This window comes from Prevotella jejuni (genome assembly GCF_900187995.1).
Lineage (GTDB): Bacteria > Bacteroidota > Bacteroidia > Bacteroidales > Bacteroidaceae > Prevotella > Prevotella jejuni.
In genome coordinates, this window is the sequence record NZ_FZNZ01000013.1 from 41,291 (window position 1) to 62,914 (window position 21,624).

General features: G+C 38.8%; 18 protein-coding genes. All 18 read left to right on the forward strand.

Annotated features, from left to right (window positions below; genetic code table 11):
- Positions 1–53 precede the first annotated feature (53 nt).
- Positions 54–872, forward strand: coding sequence for a 3-methyl-2-oxobutanoate hydroxymethyltransferase (gene panB / locus CHB62_RS06390; protein ID WP_089366162.1), 819 nt, complete (start codon positions 54–56; stop codon positions 870–872).
- A gap of 164 nt (positions 873–1,036) precedes the next feature.
- Positions 1,037–2,212 carry an MFS transporter gene (locus CHB62_RS06395; protein ID WP_089366163.1) on the forward strand — a complete coding sequence of 392 codons (1,176 nt, stop codon included), beginning with the start codon at positions 1,037–1,039 and terminating at the stop codon, positions 2,210–2,212.
- Positions 2,213–2,698: 486 nt separating this feature from the next.
- Complete coding sequence (gene ftsY / locus CHB62_RS06400) at positions 2,699–3,649, forward strand: signal recognition particle-docking protein FtsY (RefSeq protein ID WP_009010653.1); 951 nt, start codon at positions 2,699–2,701, stop codon at positions 3,647–3,649.
- 100 nt (positions 3,650–3,749) lie between these two features.
- Positions 3,750–5,051, forward strand: a complete 1,302-nt coding sequence (gene rimO / locus CHB62_RS06405) for a 30S ribosomal protein S12 methylthiotransferase RimO (protein ID WP_089366164.1) — start codon at positions 3,750–3,752, stop codon at positions 5,049–5,051.
- A gap of 49 nt (positions 5,052–5,100) precedes the next feature.
- Positions 5,101–5,394 carry an HU family DNA-binding protein gene (locus CHB62_RS06410; protein ID WP_089366165.1) on the forward strand — a complete coding sequence of 98 codons (294 nt, stop codon included), beginning with the start codon at positions 5,101–5,103 and terminating at the stop codon, positions 5,392–5,394.
- Positions 5,387–6,856: an HU family DNA-binding protein gene (locus CHB62_RS06415; protein ID WP_089366166.1), complete on the forward strand. Its 1,470-nt coding sequence runs from the start codon at positions 5,387–5,389 to the stop codon at positions 6,854–6,856. The genes CHB62_RS06410 and CHB62_RS06415 overlap by 8 nt, the downstream gene beginning before the upstream one ends.
- A 346-nt stretch (positions 6,857–7,202) precedes the next feature.
- The gene (locus CHB62_RS06420; protein WP_009010657.1) at positions 7,203–8,198 is read left to right on the forward strand and encodes an AAA family ATPase; all 996 of its coding nucleotides are present in this window, start codon (positions 7,203–7,205) and stop codon (positions 8,196–8,198) included.
- 50 nt (positions 8,199–8,248) lie between these two features.
- Entirely contained in the window at positions 8,249–9,121 is an 873-nt protein-coding gene (locus CHB62_RS06425; RefSeq protein ID WP_089366167.1) for a DUF58 domain-containing protein, read from the forward strand.
- Positions 9,118–10,161 carry a DUF4381 domain-containing protein gene (locus CHB62_RS06430; RefSeq protein WP_089366168.1) on the forward strand — a complete coding sequence of 348 codons (1,044 nt, stop codon included), beginning with the start codon at positions 9,118–9,120 and terminating at the stop codon, positions 10,159–10,161. Before CHB62_RS06425 ends, CHB62_RS06430 begins: the two co-directional genes overlap by 4 nt.
- Positions 10,162–10,180: 19 nt before the next feature.
- Complete coding sequence (locus CHB62_RS06435; protein ID WP_009010660.1) at positions 10,181–11,137, forward strand: vWA domain-containing protein; 957 nt, start codon at positions 10,181–10,183, stop codon at positions 11,135–11,137.
- Positions 11,138–11,194: 57 nt separating this feature from the next.
- On the forward strand, positions 11,195–12,190 hold the full coding sequence (locus CHB62_RS06440) for a VWA domain-containing protein (RefSeq protein WP_089366169.1): 996 nt from the start codon (positions 11,195–11,197) through the stop codon (positions 12,188–12,190).
- Between the two features lie 4 nt (positions 12,191–12,194).
- On the forward strand, positions 12,195–12,881 hold the full coding sequence (locus CHB62_RS06445; protein ID WP_009010662.1) for a tetratricopeptide repeat protein: 687 nt from the start codon (positions 12,195–12,197) through the stop codon (positions 12,879–12,881).
- Positions 12,882–12,891: 10 nt separating this feature from the next.
- Entirely contained in the window at positions 12,892–15,447 is a 2,556-nt protein-coding gene (locus CHB62_RS06450) for a BatD family protein (protein WP_089366203.1), read from the forward strand.
- A 35-nt stretch (positions 15,448–15,482) separates the two neighbouring features.
- The gene (locus CHB62_RS06455; RefSeq protein ID WP_089366170.1) at positions 15,483–16,178 is read left to right on the forward strand and encodes a phosphatase PAP2 family protein; all 696 of its coding nucleotides are present in this window, start codon (positions 15,483–15,485) and stop codon (positions 16,176–16,178) included.
- An 8-nt stretch (positions 16,179–16,186) separates the two neighbouring features.
- Positions 16,187–17,458, forward strand: coding sequence for an S-adenosylmethionine:tRNA ribosyltransferase-isomerase (locus CHB62_RS06460; RefSeq protein ID WP_089366171.1), 1,272 nt, complete (start codon positions 16,187–16,189; stop codon positions 17,456–17,458).
- A gap of 184 nt (positions 17,459–17,642) precedes the next feature.
- Complete coding sequence (locus tag CHB62_RS06465; protein ID WP_089366172.1) at positions 17,643–18,863, forward strand: DUF2027 domain-containing protein; 1,221 nt, start codon at positions 17,643–17,645, stop codon at positions 18,861–18,863.
- A 13-nt stretch (positions 18,864–18,876) separates the two neighbouring features.
- Complete coding sequence (locus CHB62_RS06470; protein WP_089366173.1) at positions 18,877–20,847, forward strand: NAD(+) synthase; 1,971 nt, start codon at positions 18,877–18,879, stop codon at positions 20,845–20,847.
- Entirely contained in the window at positions 20,844–21,359 is a 516-nt protein-coding gene (locus CHB62_RS06475) for a hypothetical protein (RefSeq protein ID WP_089366174.1), read from the forward strand. The genes CHB62_RS06470 and CHB62_RS06475 overlap by 4 nt, the downstream gene beginning before the upstream one ends.
- The last annotated feature ends 265 nt before the right edge of the window (positions 21,360–21,624 follow it).

Here is a 21,624-nt window from a genome sequence, read left to right on the forward strand (position 1 = left end):
GACGGTCGGCAAATTCAGACAAATAGTCTTGGAGTTTGAATGAAAGATAGATTATGGGATATTTAACAACAGATAAGAAGAAAGTAACAGCAAAGACATTATTGGAAATGAAGGCTTCTGGCGAAAAGATAACCCAGATGACTGCATACGATTTCACGACAGCAGGGATTATAGATGCTGCTGGTATTGATAGCATCCTTGTTGGTGACTCAGCCTCAAACGTGATGGCTGGTAATCAAGACACTACGCCTATAACCATTGATCAGATGATTTATCATGCACGTTCTGTTGTTCGTGCGTGTCAGCGCTGCCTTGTTGTTTGTGATATGCCATTTGGTTCTTATCAAGTGAGCCGTGAAGATGGAATCCGTAATGCTATCCGTATTATCAAAGAGACAGGTGCTGGTGCGCTCAAGATGGAAGGGGGTAAGGAGATTGCTGACACTGTTAGAGGAATAGTAGCAGCAGGTATTCCTGTTATAGGCCACCTTGGCCTTACTCCTCAAAGCATCCATAAGTTTGGTGGTTATGGTCTTCGTGCAAAAGATGATGCTGAGGCTGAGAAGCTAATAGAAGATGCACTTGCCCTTGACGCAGCAGGTGTTAGTGCTATTACTCTTGAGAAGGTGCCTGCAGCTCTGGCTACTAAAGTGACCTCAATGGTCAAAGCTGCAACGATAGGTATAGGTGCTGGGTATGGTACCGATGGTCAGGTCCTTGTTTATGCAGATGCGCTTGGTATGACACAAGGTTTTAAGCCAAAGTTTCTCCGCCATTTTGCGAATGTGAACAAATGTATGACAGAGGGCGTACAAGAGTATATTAAGTGTGTGAAAGAAGTAAGTTTCCCTTCAGAGTCAGAGTCTTATTAAAAACTGATTAAAGGGAAAATTTATGATTAAAGGTCATGATTTATTAAATAGATAAGTCTGAATAAAAAGTTAAGTTAATACTGTTCTGTTTGCTTAACTCCATGTAAGCAAGCGTCACATATTTCATGTTATAACTTATAACGATAAATTCTGGGTAATATAGTATGGATACTCAAAACATACCCGTTCACGTTCGGTTGTGGAATAAGCACTTTTGGTTATTAGCAATGGCCAATCTCTTGTTAGTTATGTCTTCCTATATGCTGGTAGCTACCATACCTTTGCGTATGGAGGTTAGGGGATATTCAATATTACAGATAGCTTTGGTAATGGGAGTGTTCTTCATTGGAATCTACCTTTTCGGTAGCCTTTCCGGCTATCTTGTTCAACGCTATCGTCGCAAGAATGTGTTTAATCTTTCAATATTATTGCTCTTAGCCGTTACAGGTGTACTTTATTATCTGAGTAGTCTACCTTATAATTCCTTCGATTACATGCTACTCGTTGGTCTTCGTTTTATGCAAGGAGCCTTCTATGGACTCTCGCAACTGGTGCTACTTAGTACGTTGATAATTGATACAGTAGAAGCTGTACACAGAACAGAGGCTAATCATGCAGCGACATGGTTTGGGCGTTTTGCCCTCTCTCTTGGTCCGCTGGCTGGAATCTACGTATATCAGTCGATGAACTTTGGTTCTGTACTCATCTTGTCATGTATTTGTCTACTTGTAGCCTTTGTCTTTGTCAATCTAATCAGGTTCCCATTCCGTATGCCAAGTGAGGATTATTCCCGCTTTTCTTTCGACCGATTCCTATTAAAGGGGAGCCATTGGCTTTTTGTCAATGTAGTCCTTGTCACATCTGTAGTAGGAGTTCTTTTAAGCATTGAACATACTCCACGTTTTTACGGGATGATGATGTTGGGTTTTGTGATTGCTATTCTTGCAGAGCGTTTTGTGTTTGCTGATGCTGATCTCCGCAGTGAAGCAACGACAGGGATGATAGTTATTGGTATTGCTGTACTATTGATGATAACGCGCAGGCAGGAGAGTGTTAGTTATATTGTGCCTATTCTCGTTGGTTTGGGCGTAGGATTGATAGGAAGCCGATTCTTACTTTTCTTTATAAAGATGTCTGACCATTGTCAGCGCGGAACCAGTCAGAGTACTTTCCTACTCGCATGGGAAACAGGTATAGGTATAGGCTTGGTTTTTTCTTACGGTTTATTCCATCTTGAGCAACCGCTTGTCTTATGGGTTTGCCTTGGTATTTTAGCAGCCTCTTTGATACTCTATGATACATTCATCCATAGTTGGTATATAAAACATAAACATCGATAGATTTACTTGAAAGCTTTGTTATCATATCTTTGACTATTAGTATGTTATAAACATGTGTGGTAAGATACTTTTAGTAAATATATTAAGGAGATTGTTAATAGTATTATAAGTAAGCATTTCTTAGCGTATAAGGAATGCTTACTTGCGAATATTACTATCTGAAGAAAGGTGAATACTTCGTTTTGAATAAACCTGTATCCTTTGTCCTTAGTAATAAAATGTATTTCTAATAACCATTGAATGTTACTTTATATTTCATCATAAAGTAAGGCGTCAGGCCCTCGTGCGATAAGTGGTGAACAATAATATGTCAATAGAAGGTGAACTCTGATGCAGGTTTTTGTCGTAAGGAAGACTATAATTTGACTAAAAAACTTAAATTGTAACATAAATATTTGTAGGATAAAACTAAATTTCATTGTGTTGTAAAGCAAATTTGCTTTTTCGTCAACTTTTTATTATCTTTGCAACAAATTAGCTAATTATATGGGATTATTCGGTTTATTCGGTAAGAAAAAAAAAGAAACACTTGACAAAGGACTTGAGAAGACAAAGGAAAATGTGTTCTCAAAACTGGCACGTGCAGTGGCAGGAAAGTCAAAAGTAGATGATGAAGTCTTAGATGACCTTGAAGAGATTCTTGTTACATCGGATGTAGGTGTGGACACAACTATCAAGATTATTCATCGTATTGAAGAGCGTGTTGCTCGCGATAAGTATGTTTCAACAAGCGAGCTGAACGGTATTCTCAAAAGCGAGATAACCGCATTGCTGACAGAAAACAATACAGGAGACAATGGCGAATGGACACTACCAGAAGGGACACACCCATACGTAATACTTGTTGTAGGAGTAAATGGTGTTGGTAAGACCACAACGATAGGTAAGCTTGCTTGGCAATTTAAGCAGGCTGGGAAGAAAGTCTATCTTGGTGCAGCAGATACCTTCCGTGCTGCTGCTGTTGAACAGATTCAGATATGGGGTGACCGTGTAGGGGTGCCAGTGGTGAAGCAGCAGATGGGAGCAGACCCAGCAAGTGTGGCTTTTGACACATTACAAAGTGCGAAGGCAAATGGTGCTGACGTAGTTATTATTGATACAGCTGGTCGTTTGCATAATAAGATTGGCTTGATGAACGAGCTGAAGAAAATTAAAGATGTCATGAAGAAGGTTGTTCCTGAAGCTCCACATGAGGTACTTTTGGTACTTGATGGTAGTACAGGTCAGAACGCTTTTGAGCAGGCTCGCCAGTTTGCTGCCGTGACACAGATTACCTCACTTGCTATCACAAAACTCGATGGGACAGCTAAGGGTGGAGTTGTGATAGGTATCAGTGACCAATTGAAGGTTCCTGTTAAATATATTGGTTTAGGTGAAGGTATGGAAGACTTGCAGCTCTTTGATAAGGTGCAGTTTGTTGATAGCCTATTTAAATAGGGTGTTAGGTGATAAATGTTAGGTGTTGATGAATTGATATTATATTCCTACAATTCATCAACACCTACCCCGCGACACCCATCACCAAACCAAAGAACAAATGAAGAAAAATCAGATAGATATAGTTACAATGGGATGCTCTAAGAATCTTGTAGATTCAGAGCTTATCATGAAACAATTTGAAGCAAACGGCTACCATTGTACGCATGACTCAAAGCGTCCACAGGGTGAGATTGCTGTTATCAATACGTGCGGTTTCATCGAAGCCGCAAAGGAGGAGAGTATCAATACAATCCTTGAATTTATCAATAGAAAGAAGAATGGACAACTCAATAAACTTTATGTGATGGGTTGTCTCTCACAGCGTTACAAAGATGAACTTGAAGCAGAATTACCAGAAGTAGATAAGTTCTATGGTAAGTTTAATTATAAACAACTGCTGACAGATCTTGGGAAAGCTGATGTGCCTGCATGTAATGGTGTGCGTCATCTAACAACACCACGTCATTATGCTTATGTTAAGATTGCTGAAGGTTGCGATCGGCATTGTGCTTATTGTGCTATTCCTTTGATAACGGGTCGGCATCGCTCACGTCCTGTAGAGGAAGTGTTGGAGGAAGTGAAAGGACTTGTAGCCGAAGGAGTAAAGGAATTTCAGATAATAGAACAGGAGTTAACTTACTATGGTGTTGACCTTGATGGTAAGCATCATATTACAGAGCTTATCTCTCGGATGGCTGATATAGAGGGAGTAGAGTGGATACGCTTACATTATGCTTATCCTAATCAATTCCCACTCGACCTGCTTGATGTGATTGCAGAGAAACCAAATGTCTGTAAATATTTAGATATAGCTTTTCAGCATATCTCTGATCACATGCTTGACCGTATGCATAGGCATGTTACTAAGCAAGAAACACTCGATTTAATAGCAGAAATACGGCGTCGAGTGCCAGGAATACATCTTCGTACGACGCTACTTGTTGGTTTCCCTGGTGAGACAGATGAGGACTTTGAAGAATTAAAAGAATTTGTTACCGAAGCTCGCTTTGAGCGTATGGGAGCTTTTTCTTATTCGGAAGAAGAAGGTACCTATAGTGCAAATCATTATAAAGATGATGTCTCAGAGGATGTTAAGCAGGCTCGCCTTGATGAGCTAATGGCTATTCAACAAGGTATTTCTGAAGAATTGGAAGAAGAAAAAGTTGGTAAGACCTTTAAGGTTATTATAGACCGTAAAGAAGGTGATTACTACATTGGACGAACAGAGTTCTGCTCGCCAGAAGTAGACCCAGAAGTCTTGATATCATCCAAAGGTAAATCTCTTCGAGTTGGTAAATTCTATAATGTACATATAACAAACTCCGATGAGTTCGACCTTTTTGGTGAGGTTGTTGAGTAAAAAGGTAGTAGGCTAATAATTCTGAATTTGAATATAGGGAGAAAACAGGATGAACAATAAAGAATTCATTGCTACATTAGCAGCAAAGACTGGATACACACAGGATGAAAGTCAAAAGATGGCGAAAGCTATTGTTGATTTGATGGGTAAGTCCTTCGAATCAGGAGAGCCTGTTCCTGTGGTTGGTTTTGGTACGTTTGAAGTAAAGAAACGACTGGAGCGTGTGATGGTCAATCCTTCTACTGGTTTGCGTATGTTGGTTCCTCCTAAGTTGGTTCTTAATTTCAAACCTGCAGCAACAATAAAAGGACACGTAAGAAAGGGAGGTACGGAAAATGGCTAAGACGACAATACAACTTATAGCTAACGGATTGGCTAAGGATTTCAACCTATCTGCTGTAGAGGCGACTACTTTTGTTGAAGCCTTTTTCAATATAGTAAGTGAGGAACTGAAGAATGGTAATCAAGTTAAGATTAAAGGACTTGGTACCTTTAAGGTTCAATCCGTTAAACCTCGTGAGAGCGTAAACGTTAATACAGGTGAGCGTGTACTTATTGAAGGTCATGATAAGATTACGTTCACTCCTGACGCTGTCATGAAAGAACTTGTCAACAAGCCATTCTCACAGTTTGAAACTGTTGTTATTAATGATGGTGTTAATACAGAAGAGTTAGAACGTGTTCCTGTTGAGGATAGTTCAGAAGAGGTAAAGTCTGAAGCAACAAATGAGACTTCAACTACTACTATTACAGATGTACAATCAGATAGTATTAGTGAGGAAAAAGACAGAGAGAAGGAGCTTGCTAAAGAGACGAACCAGCATGTAGAAAAAGAGTCTCTGCCAGTAGAGAAGGTTATTGAAGACAACTTGAGCACAGTAAGTTATTCAAATGAAGCTGATGAAGAACCTTCTTTACTAAAAGACGAAAATCTCTCAACAGTAATCGAACAACCTTCGACACAAGATGAAATCGAAGATGTGTTACAAGAAGAGACGGTTGATGCTGCTGTGAAATGGGCTGAGGAGGTTTCTAAAGTAGAACAAACTAATTCAAAGAAACCAGCTGAACAGAAAGAACCTCCTTTGAATGATAATCCGATAGTTGTAGAACAGTCACAGCAGGAGGTGCCTTCGAAGATTATTAATGAAGGAGTTGGAGAAGATTCAAAACAGTCAGAATCACCGAAAGTTAGCAATGAAGTTGTAGAAGACCCACAGAGAGAAGAACCTTCGCAGGACGAGAATGTAGCAGATGTTGCAAATCTTTCTAAGCAGGAAGAGCCTTCAAAGCTGTCAAATGAAGATGATGGTGATGAGGAAAGCTCTGCAAATGGTACATTAAAGAAGGTTGCCTTGATAGCTTTCCTTGTAATTGTATGTCTTGGTATTTTCCTTTGGACACGAATAGGTAATAAAGAAGTAAGGAAAACGTCGACTGATGTTGCGGAACAAACAAGTAAGAAAGAAGATAACCCTTCACTTGGAACAAAAACGGTTCCAGCAGATACAGTTAGTAAGACTAAAGCTAAGAAGGTATTAGAAAAGAAAGAAACATCTGATGCAGAGTCGTTTGCAGCACTAAACCATGACGCTCGTATCCGTTATGGGGCATATAACATTGTTGGTATAGACCGCATTGTTGTATTGAAGAAGGGTGAAACAATGGAGAAATATAGCCGCAAGACGCTTGGTGCAGATATGGTTGGCTATTTCCAAGTACTTAATGGTTGTAAGACAATGCAAGCTGGTGATACAATGAAAGTACCTAAGGTTGAATTAAGACCCGAGTATAGGAATAGGTAAAGTTTCGTTGTTTTATATAAAATTATAACCACCTTGCGCAGGTGTGATTATGTAGAAAAGAGGGTGTGTCAAAATGCAAATTAATAACTTGACAACTTTCAATCTATAAGTAGGATTCTTCTAAAGGCAAAGAAAAGACCATTTCTTTACTCAAAATCGAGTATAGAAATGGTCATTTTTTATTGGATTGTTTCAAACTGTAAGATTATCAAAATGATATTTGCATTTTGACACACCCTCTTTTTAATATAATTTAGACACTATTCTTCGCTTCATCCGCATTTATGTTGTACTTTTGCGACTAATAGAATAAGAATATAATAGTACAATAATAATTCGTAAGATAATGGCAGAATCTATTGATATTAGAGAGTTAAATGAGCGGATAGAAAGACAGAGTACATTTGTTACCAACTTGACGACGGGAATGAATCAAGTCATTGTTGGGCAAAAACATCTGATAGATTCATTATTAATATCACTGCTCAGTGATGGTCATATTCTCCTTGAAGGAGTACCAGGTTTAGCAAAGACGCTTGCAATTAAAACGTTATCACAGCTCATAGATGCTCGTTATAGTCGAATTCAGTTTACTCCAGACCTTTTACCTGCAGATGTTATTGGTACGCAGATATACTCACAAAAGGATGAGGCTTTTCATGTAAAGAAGGGTCCTGTGTTTGCTAACTTTGTGCTTGCAGATGAGATCAATCGAGCTCCAGCGAAAGTTCAGAGTGCTTTGTTGGAAGCAATGCAAGAACATCAAGTTACTATAGGTGAGACTACCTTTGAACTTCCTAATCCTTTCCTTGTTATGGCAACTCAGAACCCAATAGAGCAGGAGGGAACCTATATGCTGCCAGAGGCACAAGTAGACCGCTTTATGTTAAAGGTTGTTATAGACTATCCTACGATAGAAGAGGAGAAACTTGTTATACGTGAGAACCTTCAAGAGAGTATGCCTGTTGTGCATCCTGTCGTTAGTGCCAATGAGATTCTTGAGGCTCGTCGTGTAGTTAAGGATGTATATATTGATGAAAAGATAATGCAATATATTGCAGATATAGTATTCGCTACGCGTTATCCAGAACGTTATCAGTTACCAGAATTGAAGCAGATGATGACATTTGGAGGTAGTCCGCGTGCAAGTATTAATCTTGCAAAGGCAAGTCGGGCATACGCCTTTATTAAGCATCGTGGTTATGTTGTCCCTGAAGACGTGCGTGCTATGGCTCATGATGTGCTACGTCATAGAATAGGACTATCATACGAGGCTGAGGCTGCTGACCTTACTACCGAGAAGATTATAAGTGAAATTATTAATAAAGTACAAGTGCCATAATCTCTATATTAGGCTTTAGAAGTATTTAGAAAGCATTATCGTCATTTTTTATGGAGACTACTGAATTATTAAAGAAGGTCCGTAAGATAGAAATCAAGACCTTAGGACTAAGCCAGAATATCTTTGCTGGGCAGTATCATTCTGCCTTTAAAGGTCGTGGTATGGCTTTTTCTGAGGTGCGTGAGTATCAGTATGGTGATGATGTTAGAGATATTGATTGGAATGTAACAGGCCGTTTCCATCGTCCGTATGTAAAGGTATTTGAAGAAGAACGTGAGTTAACAGTGATGTTGCTAATAGATGTTAGTGGCTCACTTGATTTCGGTACTTTAGGTCAGTTAAAGCGAGAATGTGCAACAGAAATAGCTGCTATTTTAGCTTTTTCTGCTATTCAAAATAATGACAAGATTGGTGTTATATTCTTCTCAGACCGTATAGAGAAATATATCGCTCCAAAGAAAGGGCGTAAGCACATCCTTTATCTTATTCGTGAAATGTTAACTTTCACACCTAATAGTAAGAAAACAGATGTAGGAGTAAGTCTTGAATACCTTAATAAAGTGATGAAGCGACGTTGCACTGCATTTGTTATTAGTGATTTCTATACGCGTAAGGATTTTAGTCAAGAACTTCGAATAGCTAATAAGAAGCACGATGTCGTTGCGATTCAAGTATATGATCCTCGTGCAAAGGATATGCCTGATATAGGATTAATGAAAGTTATTGATGCTGAAACTGGGCATGAGATGTATGTTGATACACATGATGTGCGCTTAAGAAAGGAACATAAACGGTATTGGATGGAGCGTGAGAAACGCCTACATGATACGTTAAGCCAGAGTCGTGTAGATAGTGTGGCGATAGCAACGGATGATGATTATGTTAAAATGTTGATGTCGTTGTTTGCAAAGAGAAATCGATGAAAAGATATATTATACTATTTGTATTGCTAATTCTGACTGTTATATGTCATGCACAGGTACAGGTAACGGCAAGTGTGGATTCTGCCCAGATATTAATTGGGGGACGTTCACACTATTACATTACTGTAAATGTACCCAAGGGTAAGACGGTTTCTTTCCCAGAATATAATAATAAAAAGGACATAGCAGCAGGAGTGGAAGTTCTCCAGACTAAGAGCGATACAACAGAAGTAAATAACGAATTAAGAATAAGAAAGATATATACTATAACAGCTTGGGATGCTAAGCATTATACAATTCCTGCACAGAAAGTTGTTGTAGGAGATGCTACAACGATGACAGGAAAGGTTGGCTTGAATGTTCAAGCTATTCCTGTAGATACAGTAAAGAACATGCCAATGCCACCAGATGACATACAGAAAGTTCCTTTCTCTTGGCATGAGTGGATACCAGTATTTATCTTTATCTTATTGATGATCCTATTTCTTGGTGTTGCATTCTATCTCTATCGTATCCTTCGTCATAAGAAGTCAGGATGGAAACCAAAGAAATCAAAGACTTTATCTTTTTATGAACAAGCTAAACACGACCTTACTGAGATTGCGACAAAGAAACAGATATATAAAGAGCAAAAGGATTATTATACAGATGTTACAAACGTGTTAAGGACATACATCTATCGGAGATTCAATATCAATGCATTGGAAATGACTTCTCATGAAATGTTGGATTCTCTTAAAGAGACGTGTGACGCATTGAAGATTGACGACTTAAGAGCGATACTGACAACTGTTGATTTGGTTAAATTCGCTAAGTATTCAACTAACTTGAATGATATGGATTATTATCTTAATAGTATTGAGCATTTTATTGATAGTACGAAGATAAATGAACCTGTTGAAGTTGTAAGCGAACCAAAAGAGGATATAAAAGATAAACGTTCACGTAAGATGCTAAAACTTACAATTGCGTTGTTAATTGTTGCGTCTGTAGTAGTATTTCTTTATACACTGTCAGAAGTGTATACTCTCGTAATGTAATATAAATATGATATAAGGAATGGAATTTGCCAATATAGGATATCTACTTTTGCTACTATTACTGATACCATATATTTTATGGTATTTCTTTCGTGGTAAAGGTAAAGAGCCAACCATGAGGATGAGCGATACATTTGCTTATCAACATGCTCCCAAGAGTTGGAAGGTAAGATTAATTCATCTTCCTATGGTTTTGCGTTGTATTGTTTATACTTTGGTGGTTATAATATTGGCACGCCCTCAGACCTATAATACTTGGGATGATAAAGATACGGAAGGTATTGATATAATGTTGGCAATGGATGTTTCTGCGAGTATGTTAACAGAAGATGTATTCCCTAATCGCTTGGAAGTAGCTAAGGAAGTAGCGTCTGAGTTTATTAATAGTCGACCAAATGATAACATCGGACTTACGATATTTGCTGGTGAAGCCTTCACGCAATGTCCAATGACACTTGATCATACAGCCTTATTAAATCTACTTCATGGTGTGCGTACAGATTTAGTTACGAGTGGACTGATGCAAGATGGTACTGCTATTGGTATGGGCTTGGCGAATTCTGTTAGTCGTTTGAAAGACTCAAAGGCAAAGAGTAAGATAGTCATCCTTTTAACTGATGGTAGTAATAATGTTGGTTCTATCTCTCCGATGACAGCAGCTTCTATTGCTAAGAAATTCGGTATCAGAGTCTATACGATTGGTCTTGGTAGAGAGACAGGTGAGGATATAGGTGCTATTGACTATAAGACTCTGCAGGACATAGCCGTTTCAACACATGGAGAATTCTATAGAGCACAAAGTCAGGCAGAGTTATCTAAAATTTATCAAGATATTGATAAACTTGAAAAAACTAAGATGAAGGTAAAGGCTTATGACCATCTGCATGAAGCTTATATGCCTTTTGCATGGTTAGCATTGATACTTTTTTGCTTTGAGCTATTACTTCGTTGGACAGTCTTTAGACGTTTACCATAAGTTTATCTCTTTGTAATGTCAATAATAGATCAATTGCATAACAAGAATATTTGAAGAATGTTTAGATTTGATAATCCTATATATCTATGGTTGTTGTTACTGATACCTTTATCAGTAATGATTTACTTGTATTCTATTCGTAAGCGTAAGCAACGAATAGCAAGATTTGGGAATCCCACACTTGTACGCCAACTATCTCCAATGACAAGTAAGAAACGTAGTTGGATTAAATTTGTGTTACTTGAATTGTCATTGCTTTTTCTCATACTTATTCTTGCTCGTCCACAAATAGGAAGTAAGCTTGCAACTAACAAGGAGCGAGAAGGAATAGAGACTATTATAGCACTTGATATTAGTAACTCTATGTTGGCAGAGGATGTTGCTCCGTCTCGTTTAGAAAAGAGTAAGTTGTTGGTAGAGAACTTAATGAATAAGTTTAGCGAGGATAGAATAGGGTTAATAGTCTTTGCTGGAGATGCTTTTGTTCAGTTACCGATAACAAGTGATTATGTTTCTGCTAAGATGTTTTTAGATAATATCAACCCTTCATTAATTGAAACACAGGGTACTGACATAGGAAAAGCACTCCAACTTTCTATGAATAGCTTCACACCTAATTCAAAAGTGGGTAAGGCTATTATCTTGATAACAGATGGTGAAGATAATGAAGGTGGTGCTGAAGAAATGGCAAAGCAGGCACAAAGTAAGGGTATAAAAGTCTTCATTTTGGGTATTGGCTCAAAAGAAGGGGCCACTATCCCAATGCCAGATGGAGGATTATTAAAGACTTCGACTGGTGATGTTGTTAAGACACATCTTAATGAAGAGATGTGTAAACAAATTGCTGACGCAGGTCATGGCGTTTATCTTCATGTTAATAATAGTAGTACTGCCGATGCTGTGCTGGGTAGAGAACTCGATAAACTTCAAAAAGGAAAAATCAATAATATTGCTTATAGCGACTTTGATGAGCAATTTCAAGCATTAGCATTGCTTGTTGTTATTTTATTGATTGCAGATGCTGTATTACTTGAAAGAAAAAGACGATGGTAAGAGTATGACAAAACGACTTTATATCATAGTGTGTTTATTGATGATGTTTGTTGAAATGAATGGACAAACATCTAATCAACTGATAAGGGAAGGGAATAGACTCTTTTCCTCAAAGAAGTATGCTCAATCTGAGATACTTTATCGCAAAGCAGTAGATAAGGATGTCAACAATGCTATTGCTAATTATAATTTAGGCCGAAGCCTACAAGAACAGAAGAAGAACGCAGAAGCAAAGAAATTTTATGAAGCTGCAGCAAAGTTAGAGAAGGATCCTATTCGTCAGTCAAGTAGTTACAATAACTTAGGAACTATCTTCCAAAACGAAAAAGACTACACAAAGGCGATAGAGGCTTATAAAAATGCGTTACGTCATAATCCAAACCACAATAACGCACGATATAATCTTGAATTGTGTAAACAAAAGCAGAAGCAACAAAAGCAGAAGCAACAATCATCAAACGATAAGAAGAATAAATCCAATAAGGATAAAGATAAGAAGAAGCAGTCTCAGAATAAGAATCAAAAGAACAATCAGAAAAAGAATAATCAGCAGAAAGATAAGCAAGATATGAGTAAAGAGAATGCTGAGCAGCTTCTTAATGCTGTTAAGCAACAAGAGAAAGAGACTCAAGAGCGTTTATCAAAAGCTATGCGTCAGCCTTCTGATAGAAAACTTGATAAAAACTGGTAATATTGGAAATATGAAACGATATATATTTTTATTATTTTCTCTCATGAGTGTTTGTTTCTTACAAGCACAACGAGTACGAGTAGCTGCACCTAAACAAGTAACTGTTGGAGAGGAGTTCCAAGTTGAATATGTTGTATATACTCAAGATGTACGTAGATTTCAGTTGGGAAGATTGTCAAACGGTGTTGAAAAAGTATTTGGGCCGGCAACTTCATCACAATCCAATTATCAATTTATTGATGGACATGCAAGTAGTTCATCTTCTGTATCATTCACATACGTATTTGTAGCTACAAAGAAAGGTAGCGTAAGTATTGGCCCTGCACATATCTTTGTGAATGGTCAGGAATTAGCTTCAACACCTGTAAAGATTATGGCTACTACAGGGTCTCATGGCTCTATGAGTAATGGATATTATGATACGCGAAGTGATTCTCGTTCAGCTGCTTCAAAGGTAACAGCTAAGGACTTATTCATCAAGGTAAGTGCAAATAAGACCACTGTATATGAGCAGGAGCCAGTCTTACTTACATATAAGGTATATACAACAAAGAACTTACGTCAGCTTATTGGTAAAATGCCCGATTTGGCGGGATTTCATGTACAAGAAATAGATTTACCACAACAAAAGACTTTCCATAAAGAACGTATAGGAAAACGTGTGTACAACTGTGTCACTTGGAGTCAGTATGTTATGTATCCACAAATGACGGGTACATTAAAGGTTCCTCCTTTGACTTTCCATGGTGTCATTCAGGTACCAAATAGTTTCAATCCTTTTGAAGCTTTTGGCATCGATGGAGGGAGTACAAGTTTCAAGAAAGATGTCGTAGCGCCAGAATTAGCTATAAAGGTTCTTCCTTTACCTAATCGTCCTGCTAATTTCTCAGGTGGTGTTGGACATTTCAATCTCTCGGCACAATTAAATAAGAAGGAAGTTAAAGCTGGCAATCCAATTACTATTCGTGTTGTTGTCAGTGGAGCAGGCAACTTGAAACTAATTAAGCAGCCTATTATTCAAATTCCTAAGGGAGTTGAATCTTATGATGTTAAGGTAACAGACAAAACTCAGCTTACTACAAAAGGAGCTGAAGGAAACATGATTTATGATCAGGTTGTAATACCTCATCAAGAAGGTCTTGTAGCTATTCCTCCTGTAAAGTTCTGTTATTATGACTTATCACAAAAGAAGTATATTACGTTACAGACTGAGCCAATGGACTTGGTTGTATCTCGAGGTGATGGTTCCTCAAAAGACATTCTGTCTGTTGATTTGCCTAATGAGGACATATTACCTTTGAAGAAGGGTGACAGCACTCTTGATAATATTGGTAATTTATTCTTCGGTTCTACAGTATATTATATTATTCTAATTCTACTGTTAAGTATAGGTGGTGGTTTGTCTTTCTACTATCGTAAACGTTTTGCTTATCGTGTAGATATGGTTTTTAAGCGAGGTAAGAACGCAAATCGTATAGCTTCCAGTCGTTTACGTGCTGCTGAACTCTTGATGTTAAAGAATAAGAACCTTGATTTCTATGATGAGGTATTACAAACTTTATGGGGTTATGCGAGTGATAAGCTAAATCTGCCGGTAGAACATTTGTCACGTGAGAATTTGAGTGAACAATTTAGTAAGATAGATATAGCAAAGGAAGTAATAGATAATTATATCTCTGCTATTGATGAATGTGAGTTTGAGCGTTATGCTCCAGGAGACGAAAAAGGTAATATGAAACGTACTCTAACTGTTGCAATGAAGGCTATTGCTGATATGGAAGAGGCTATTAAGAAATTGAAATCCTCAAAGAAAAAGGCATTCCTCTTTTTGCCTTTACTCTTCTGTCTGTCGTTCTTCTTCTCTGCGCAGCTTTCTGCACAGACTAAGTCAGATGTAGATAATCTCTATCAGAAAGGAAATTATGTACAAGCAGTGAAGGGTTATGAGAAGTTATTAAAGCAGGGAGAGTCTGCCGCTTTATATTATAACCTTGGTAACTGCTATTATCGACTTGATAATATTCCTCACGCTGTATTATCTTATGAGCGTGCACAACGTCTTGCCCCAAGTGATGAAGATATTCGTTTCAATCTTCAGTTAGCGCAGTCTAAGACAATAGACAATTTAACTCCTGAGTCTGAGATGATTTTTGTTACTTGGTATAAGGCATTGGTTAATCTCTTTAGTATAGATAGCTGGGCTTATCTTAGTCTTGTTTGTCTATTTATTTCTATTGTGGCACTTGTTGTTTATTTATTTGTTGATATAGAAATTCTTAGAAAGTTATCTAAGATAGTACTGCCTTTGTTCTTTTTCTTCTTCCTTATCAATACTTTCTTTGCTATACAACAGGTATATCTATTAGACTCAGAAACCCATGGTATTATCATGTCGCCTTCTGCTGTTGTTAGAAAGATGCCCGATCAGAAATCTGCTGACTCCTTTATTCTCCATGAAGGATCGAAAGTGAGAATCATAGATAATAGCATGAGTCAATGGACTGAAATCAAATTAAGTGATGGTCGCCAAGGCTGGATAAAGGCTGATAATGTTGAGGCTATTTAAGTCTGTTGTCAGTTAACATTTGTTTTAATCGAAGGATGAATTTAGACGCTTTACAGACATTTGATAAGTCAATTTTACTCGCATTCAATGGAGGTGAGAATATCTTTCTTGACTCTTTTGTGCTCACGTTGACGTCTGCTTACACGTGGATTCCTCTTTATGCGTCTTTACTTTATCTGGTTATAAAGAATAATGAGAATTGGCAGAAGATAATGCTTATTATTGGTACTGTTGCATTAGGTCTTTTCATAGTGAATGGCACCAATCTTGGTATTGTCAAACCACTCATCGCAAGGGCACGACCGCTTAATAGTCCTGACTTACAAGGGATAGTTGTTTCCGTAAACCATTACGTGGCCGATGGCTACAGCTTCTTCTCTTCTCATACGGCAAACGCATTTGTTCTTGCTGTTTTTTTCAGTTTATTAGTACGCGACCGTACCTTTTCTATCTTGATGATAGTGTGGAGTATTATCGTATCACTAACCCGTCCTTATCTTGGAGTCCATTACCCTTCAGATGTACTTGTAGGTATGATATTTGGCTCAAGTGTCGCTGTTCTCATTTATTTTTTATACCTTCGCATGTATATTCGGTTTAGTGATAAGTTACACTATATCTCTACGAAATATACGCGAACAGGTTATAGCTTCGCAGATATAGACGTTGTTATCTGTGTACTTATATTGTCATTCATTTATGCGGCATTTCGTGCCGTCTTATCTATATAAATTAAATTATGTCTGAAGATACAAAACATATTTGCATTACTGATTATAACTACCCACTCCCCGATGAGCGCATCGCTAAGTTTCCATTAACAGAGCGCGACCATAGTAAGCTGTTGCTCTATAAACATGGTGAAGTATCGGAGAACATTTTCTATAATCTTCCAGAATATTTGCCTAAGGGTGCATTAATGGTTTTCAACAATACGAAAGTCATTCAGGCACGTATGCACTTTCGCAAGGAGACAGGAGCACTTATAGAAGTGTTCCTTATGGAGCCAGCACAGCCAACAGACTATGAATTGATGTTCCAAACTAATCACGAGTGTGCGTGGCTTTGTATGGTTGGCAACCTTAAGAAGTGGAAGGAAGGGGCATTAAAGCGTGCGTTTGAAATCAAAGGACATAAGTTGACCCTCACTGCAACTATGGACCGTAGCAAGGTGCATGAGCAGGCAGGTGGTACTAATCATTGGATTCATTTTGAGTGGGATAATGCTAACATCTCGTTTGCTGAAATCCTTGAAGCCGTAGGCGAATTACCTATCCCTCCGTATCTTAACCGTGCGACAGAGGAGAGTGATAAGGAAACCTATCAGACGGTTTATTCAAAGATTAAAGGTTCTGTAGCAGCACCTACGGCTGGACTTCATTTTACAGATAAGGTGTTAAATGCTTTGGACGAGTATGGTATTGACCGTGAAGAACTCACACTCCACGTGGGTGCAGGTACTTTCAAACCTGTAAAGAGCCACGAGATAGAGGGACATAGTATGCACACGGAGTATGTAGTTGTTCGTCGACAAACCTTAGAGAAACTTTTACAGCATAATTGCAATGCTGTTGCTGTTGGAACAACAAGCGTCAGAACTCTTGAAAGCCTTTATTATATGGGTGTGAAACTTGTGTCAGCTCCCGATATGGCTGAGAAGGACCTCCACGTTAATCAGTGGGAACCATACGATTTACCACATAATGAAGAAGGACTGGTCGAGGTGAATGGCAAAGCTGTATCTGTTGATGAAGCTATAAGGAACTTACTTACTTATTTAGACAGGGACGGATTGAACGCACTTCACTCAAGCACACAGATTATCATAGCGCCAGGATATTCATACAAGATAGTCAAAGCACTTGTAACTAATTTCCATCAACCACAATCCACACTGCTACTTTTGGTAAGTGCATTCCTGAAAGGTGATTGGCGCAAGGTCTATGACTATGCACTTAGTCATGATTTTCGTTTCTTAAGTTATGGTGACTCCTCTTTACTTATACCTTAATATAATAAGGTGAATATAAGATTTTGAGGTACCATTCCAAATGATCGAGTGCATTATTTCCACTGGTAAGATATATTAGGAGGTGTGTGCTCAATAAATAATACTCAATGGGGAGAAGACGCGACTAAACTTTTTAATGTAGATAGATGTGTCAATCCCAAAAAACTTTAATGATAGGTTAAAGATGAAAATAGGAGATAAAGTTAGATTTCTGAGCTCTACGGGCGGTGGAATCATTGCTGGTTTCAAAGGAAAGATAGTGTTGGTTGAAGATGAAGATGGCTTTCAGATTCCAACGCCTGTCAATGAGGTTGTTGTCGTTGAAGATGCTGCAACCGACCGTGCCAAGCTGCGTATCGACCAGCAGCAACGTAAGATGGAGAAAGGTGAGGATAATCGCAGTATTAAGCAACGATTGACAGCTGCGGGAGCAGAAGAAGAGGAGGTAGGTGAGAATTGGCGTGATGTCGATGCTGACATTGAGCTTAATGATGACCCTTCCCTTAATTTTGAAGCCCCAGTAAAAGAGCGTATTGGTGGTGATGAATTGTCTGTCTATTTGGCTTTCACTCCTACTGATATTAAGAATCTTACGACGACACACTTCAAGTCTTACCTCGTCAATGATTCTAATTACTATGTTCATTTCTCTTACGCATTGAAACAAGAAGAGAAGTGGGTACTGAAAGCTGTTGGTGAGTTAGAACCTAATATGAAGTTACTCATAGAGGATTTCACACTTGCCGACCTCAATAACATGTTACAGGGCTGTGTTCAGCTTCAGAGTTATAAGAAGGATAAGCCTTTCACCCTCAAGCCTACTTGCGATCTTCAAGTTAAGATTGATGCCGTGAAGTTCTATAAGCTTAATACTTTCCACGAGAGTGTATTCTTTGAACAACCAGCTTTGATATACACGTTAATAGAGAAAGACAAGCCAGCACAGCATCCGATGTTAGAACCTCTGACAAGGAAAGCAGAGGACGAGGCTACCGAGAAACTGAAAGTGGGATATTCTTCTCCAAGTCGTCTTTCTGAAGAAGAAATCGACAAAAAGACTGAGGAACTTGCTAAACGCTACAAAGTTGAGCGTAAGAAGCCTGCGAAGCAGATTCTTAACGATGATAAGATTATCATAGATCTTCATGCTGATGAGTTGCTTGAGACGACAGTTGGTATGACCTCAGCCGATATTCTTGAATATCAATTGGATGTTTTCCGTCGTACACTCGACCAGTATAAGGGGCAGCGTGGTAAGAAACTCATCTTTATTCATGGCAAGGGCGAAGGTGTTTTGCGCCATGCCATCATCCATGAGCTCAACTATAAATACAAGCATTATTCTTATCAGGATGCTTCTTTCCGTGAGTATGGCTACGGAGCTACCCAAGTGACAATTAAATAAATTAGTTTTTTATATGAAAAATGGACTTATAAAGGTTGCTGCAGCTATTCCAGCGGTGAAGGTTGCTGATACGAAGTTTAATCTCATAGAGACTGAGAAGCAGATTGCCGTTGCTGATGGACAGGGTGTAGAGATTATTGTTTTCCCAGAATTGTCATTGACGGGTTATTCTTGTCAAGACCTATTTCAACAACAGTTATTGTTGGATGATGCCGAACAATCTGTCCTTAGATTACTTGAATTTACACGCCAGTTAGATATAACAGTCATTGTGGGTGCACCCGTTACTGTTGGTCCGCTGCTACTTAACTGTGCAATCGTGATACAGCAGGGTAAACTACTTGGAATCGTTGCAAAGACATTCCTTCCTAATTACAGTGAGTTCTATGAGAAGCGATGGTTTGCTTCCTCACAGGATTTACGTCCACAGCATATTCACTTTGCAGGGAGTAATATCCTCGTAACACCCGAACTACAGCTTTTCCGCACATCAGAAGGTGTGACCTTCTCTATTGAGATTTGCGAAGATGTATGGGCTCCAACCCCGCCAAGTAATCATCTTGCTTTGGCTGGTGCTGAGATTATCTTTAACCTGTCAACGAGTGACGACCTTATAGGTAAGCATGATTACTTAAAGAATCTTTTGTCTCAACAGAGCGCACGCACCATCAGCGGGTATGTCTATAGCAGTAGTGGTTTTGGTGAAAGTACACAGGATGTTGTCTTTGGGGGTAATGCTTTAATCTATGAAAATGGTACACTCCTAAAACAAGCGAAGCGTTTTCAGATTGATCCACAGTTAGTTATATCTGAAATTGATATCGAACGTCTGCGTGGAGAACGTCGCACTAATAGTACATTTGTCAATGCGCAGCGTCCTGTTGCTTCTGGACTTGTCGGTATTACAGGACAAATCGGTAAGTTGGGTATCCATGTTGAATGTATGCCACCACTTAATCCTATGCGCGACTTTGTGCTGACACGTGAGTTTGATAAGCATCCTTTCATTCCCAAGTCAGAGAACATAAAGGATGCTTGCGATGAGATTTACAATATCCAAATTAGTGGTTTAGCGAAGCGATTAGTACATACAAATTGTAAGACGGCAGTCATTGGTATCAGTGGTGGACTTGATTCTACCCTTGCTTTACTTGTAGTTGTCAAGACGTTCGATAGACTTGGGCTTGATCGTAAGGGTATTGTGGGTGTCACTATGCCAGGTTTTGGAACCACTGGGCGTACCTACAAAAATGCAATGTTACTCATGGAACGTCTTGGAATAACAATACGAGAAATTGATATTAAGGCTTCTGTCTTGCAGCACTTTGAAGATATAGGCCATGATGCCAATGTTCATGACTCAACATACGAGAATGCGCAGGCACGTGAGCGTACGCAGATTTTGATGGATTTGAGTAATCAGTTGAATGGACTTGTTATTGGTACAGGCGACCTTAGTGAGTTAGCTTTGGGCTGGTGTACCTATAATGGCGACCACATGAGTATGTATGCTGTTAACTGTAGCATACCAAAGACGCTGATACAGTATCTTGTTCGTTATGCAGCTGATACTGCAAAGGATAAGACAGTAGGTCAGACTTTGATTGATATTGTAGACACGCCAATCTCACCAGAGTTGACACCAGCTGATAATAAGGGAGATATAGCACAGAAGACAGAAGACCTTGTCGGTCCATACGAGCTTCATGATTTCTTCCTTTATTATGTCTTGCGCTGTGGTTTCCGTCCTTCTAAAATCTATTGGATGGCACAGAATGCCTTCCGTGGTGTTTATACTGATGATGTTATTCTAGATTGGTTACGCCTCTTCTATCGTAGATTTTTCTCACAGCAGTTTAAGCGTTCGTGCTTACCTGACGGACCAAAGGTGGGCAGCGTGAGCCTTTCTCCACGTGGCGACTGGCGAATGCCTTCAGACGCTATGTCTACAAATTGGCTCAAAGAGTTAGAAGAATTATCATGAAACGGACAGTTTTAAGTCTTTTCATCCTTTTATTGATTCCTCTGTGCAGCCTGGCACAGGGGAATCTTCCTTTGCTCCAAGTCCCTATATTAGACCTGTTACAATATCAGGTGCAGAAGGGTAAAAGGACAATAGCCCCCTTTCTTTTTAGCAAATACGGATTTAGACGAATACCGACTGAGCTGGTGAATGACGATGCTCGTCAGCTTTGGGGATGGCATGTCGGTCCAAACAGCGAATTCAATCAAGTGAAACAGCCTTTTTATCGACTCTTTGCAAAGAAGGATAATTCGAGTATAGCAATCATTGACGATAGGGGAGGAGCATTACAAGTCGTCTTTTGGAACAAGGAATATTACCATGTTTTTATCTCTGGACTTCAATTGCATGGCTATCGACTACAACCCATGAAGCATACGAGTAATATTCTTCGTTTTCAGCGAGAGGGTAGTTCTGTGATTGTTGATGTAACGGTGTGGTCGGATATATATGTTTTAGAACTCCATAACTAAGTTTGCTATTGTAGGTTTTCTTTTACTTGGAGTAAAAGAACTACCTTATTTGTTGAATGTAATAAAATATATTTACATTATTTTGCGGGTAGTTGGGTTGGGGAATGAAACAGATGTCTTTTAATCTTTCTTACAACTATCTCGTTCTTAGATAGTTATAGATGGCGTTGGAGAAGACGCCTAACAAGAGTCAAGAAAGGCGTTAACAACATGCTAAAAGGGCGTCTTTTAGATGGCAGTAAAGGCTTAGTTCGACTGTAGTTAA